The following is a 3,023-nucleotide window of genomic DNA, read 5'->3' as shown; positions in this document are numbered from 1 at the left end:
CGCCGGCTGGTCGGCGCGCTCGCCGGGGCGGTACGGGCGGCCCGGGAGGCGGGCGAGCGGAACGGGCCGATGGACGTGCTCCTGCAGGCGAGTCTCGACGGCGATCCGGCCCGCGGCGGCTGTCCGGTGGACGAGCTCGGTCGACTGGCCGACGCCGTCGCCCGGGAGAGTGGTGTTCTCCACCTGCGGGGGCTGATGGCGGTCGCGCCGCTGGGCGCCGACCCGGAACCGGCCTTCGCACGGCTGGCCGGTGCCGCGGAGGTCCTGCGCAGGGACCATCCGCAAGCCACGGAGATCTCCGCGGGGATGACCGGGGATCTGGAACAGGCGATCGGGTACGGCTCGACGTGTGTGCGTGTCGGAACCGCGCTGCTCGGAGGGCGCGGTCTAGCCTCGCCCCAGCACGGTTGACCGGGCGGGTCGTTCGGGAACCGGAACGGGCCGGTCGGCGGTGTGGTCGGCCGACCGTGTCCCGCGCCACCGACGGGAACCGGGACCGGTCGGGAACGGTCCCAACGAGGACGGAAGAACACCCCGGGTGGCGTCGCGGAGGGTGAGGAGAGGCATGAGCGCGTTGCAGAAGCTGAAGGCCTACTTCGGGATGGTCCCTGCCGAGGACGAGTACGAACTCGACGACGACTACCGCCGCGACCACCCGGACGGTGGGTACGGCTCCTACGAGGAGGGTCCCTATCCCGGGGCCAAGCCGCGCCGGGCGCGGCCGCGGTACCACGTCATGGACGAGTTCGAGGAGGCGGAGAACCCGGGGGTGCGTGGCCGTGGCAGGACCGTCGGCCGCAGTGAGCCGTCGGTTCACGGATCGTTGGCCGTGGACCGGCAGCCGGAACCGGTGGCACGACTGCGGCCCGCGACCGAGAACACCCGGCAGACCGCGCGGGATCCGCTGAGCCGGATCATCACCCTGCATCCGACCAGTTACGGTGAGGCACGGGAGATCGGCGAGGCCTATCGGGACGGCGCCCCGGTCATCATGAATCTCACGGAGATGGAGAACGCCGACGCCAAACGGCTGGTCGACTTCGCCGCGGGGCTGGCGTTCGCCCTGCGTGGATCGATGGACAAGGTCACCAACAAGGTGTTCCTGCTCTCACCGCCGGACGTGGACGTCACCGCGGAGGACCGCAAGCGGATCGCCGAGGGCGGTCTCTTCCTCCGTCACTGATCGCGGGCCACGGGTGTGGCAGAGTAGGCGCCGTGCTCACCGTCCGGCTGATTCTGTTCTGGCTGCTCTTCGCGTTCTGGCTGTTGCTGACGGCCCGGATCGTGGTGGAGCTCGTGCGCGCCTTCGCGCGTGAGTGGCGTCCCACCGGTGGGGTTGCGGTCGTGCTCGAGACCATCTACACAATGACCGACCCACCGGTTCGACTCGTGCGGCGCATCATCCCCGTCGTCCGGATCGGCGGCGTGGGACTGGACCTATCGATTATGGTGCTGCTGTTGGTTGTGTTCATACTGATGCAACTGGCGCTGCCCGGGTAACGGGGAATCCGGGCCGGAAGGCAGCCCTGGAGTGCGTGAGGTGAGATCTGATGTCGTTGACTCCTGCTGACGTGCATAACGTCGCGTTCAGCAAACCTCCGATCGGCAAGCGCGGGTACAACGAGGACGAGGTGGACGCGTTCCTCGACCTCGTCGAGACCGAACTCGCGCGGCTGATCGAGGACAATACCGAGCTGCGGCAACAGGTCGAACAGCTCGATGCCGAGTTGGAATCCGCCCGTAGTGAGTTGGAGTCCGCGAAGTCCTCGGCCGGCACGGGCGGCGGCGCGCAGGACGAGACACCGTCCCGCAGGCTCGCTCCGGTCCCCCCGCCGACCTCCGCGATGGAGCAGACTCAGGCCACCGGGCTGACCAACGAGAACGGCGAGCCGAACGTGCAGGCCGCCAAGGTGCTCGGGCTCGCCCAGGAGATGGCCGACCGGCTGACGGCCGAGGCCAAGACCGAGTCGGACGGGATGCTCGCCGAGGCGCGGACGAAGTCCGAGCAGCTGCTGTCCGACGCCCGGTCCAAGGCCGACTCCATGGTGAACGAGGCGCGGACGAAGGCCGAGTCGATGCTCAGCGACGCCCGGACCAGGGCGGAGACGCTGGAGCGTCAGGCGCGCGAGAAGGCGACCAACATGGATCGCGAGGCGCAGCGCAAGTACACCGAGACGATGAACGAACTGAACACCGAGAAGGGCTCGCTGAACAAGAAGATCGAGGAGCTGCGCACGATCGAGCGGGAGTACCGCACACGGCTGCGTGGCTTCCTGGAGTCCCAGCTGCGCGAGCTCGACGACCGCGGCTCCGCGGCCCCCGCCTCCGCCTCGTCCGGCAACCAGTCCGGTAACGGCGAGAGCTCCGGCGGGCACAGCGGCGGTAGTCACAGCACCGGCAACCACAGCAGTGGTAACCACGGTAACGGCAGCCACAGTTCCGGCGGCACCGGCGGAAGCAGTGGTCAGGGTTACTCGTTCGGCCCCCGAGCCGAGGCAGGCTGAACGGTGCCACTGCCCGACCGGGCCGACACGCCGCCACCGTGGTCGGCGGGTCGGCGGGCGGGTTCCGCGACCGACGTGGTGTAATTCACCGTGCTTTTCCTCGTCCTACTTCTGGTGCTGGCGGCCCTGGGGTTGGTGGTGGCGGCACTCGTCACGGCCGGATCGCTCTGGGCCTGGATCTCGATCGGACTGTCCGCCGTCGCCGGGCTGTTACTGGTCGTCGACTGGAGACGGGGCCGTACGGGCCCGGACATCGCCTCCGCGGGGACGGCCGAAACGGACGGCGCCACCGGCGACTCCGACCAGGCGAAGACGGTCGACCCGGCAGAGACCGACGACCCGGCGGAGACGACCGAAACCACGGAGTCCCCCGGCACGGCGAACGCGGAGCCGGCAGGGGCCCCGGACCCCGCGGGCACGAGCGGGACGACGGAGACGGACGTGACCGACGGGGCGGAGTCGACCGGGGCCGCCGACGACACCGCCACCGACGACACCGGTGCCGCCGACCGGACGAAG

5 protein-coding genes are annotated in these 3,023 nt (G+C 69.9%); all 5 read left to right on the top strand.

Annotated elements, in window-relative coordinates; genetic code table 11:
• A partial coding sequence (locus tag SACHA_RS0112395; RefSeq protein WP_019810133.1) for an alanine racemase occupies window positions 1-411 on the top strand: 411 nt, incomplete at its 5' end.
• A gap of 154 nt (window positions 412-565) precedes the next feature.
• The gene (locus SACHA_RS0112390; RefSeq protein WP_019810131.1) at window positions 566-1,183 is read left to right on the top strand and encodes a cell division protein SepF; all 618 of its coding nucleotides are present in this window, start codon (window positions 566-568) and stop codon (window positions 1,181-1,183) included.
• A gap of 32 nt (window positions 1,184-1,215) precedes the next feature.
• A complete protein-coding gene (locus SACHA_RS0112385) occupies window positions 1,216-1,500 on the top strand; it encodes a YggT family protein (RefSeq protein ID WP_019810129.1) in 285 nt (94 codons plus the stop codon).
• Window positions 1,501-1,550: 50 nt separating this feature from the next.
• Window positions 1,551-2,504 carry a DivIVA-like cell division protein Wag31 gene (gene wag31, locus SACHA_RS0112380; protein WP_028663130.1) on the top strand — a complete coding sequence of 318 codons (954 nt, stop codon included), beginning with the start codon at window positions 1,551-1,553 and terminating at the stop codon, window positions 2,502-2,504.
• Window positions 2,505-2,594: 90 nt separating this feature from the next.
• On the top strand, window positions 2,595-3,023 hold a 429-nt coding region (locus SACHA_RS25420), incomplete at its 3' end, for a hypothetical protein (protein WP_198010140.1).

Source organism: Saccharomonospora halophila 8, assembly GCF_000383775.1.
Taxonomy (GTDB): domain Bacteria; phylum Actinomycetota; class Actinomycetes; order Mycobacteriales; family Pseudonocardiaceae; genus Saccharomonospora; species Saccharomonospora halophila.
This window is presented reverse-complemented; position numbering and strand designations above follow the sequence as displayed.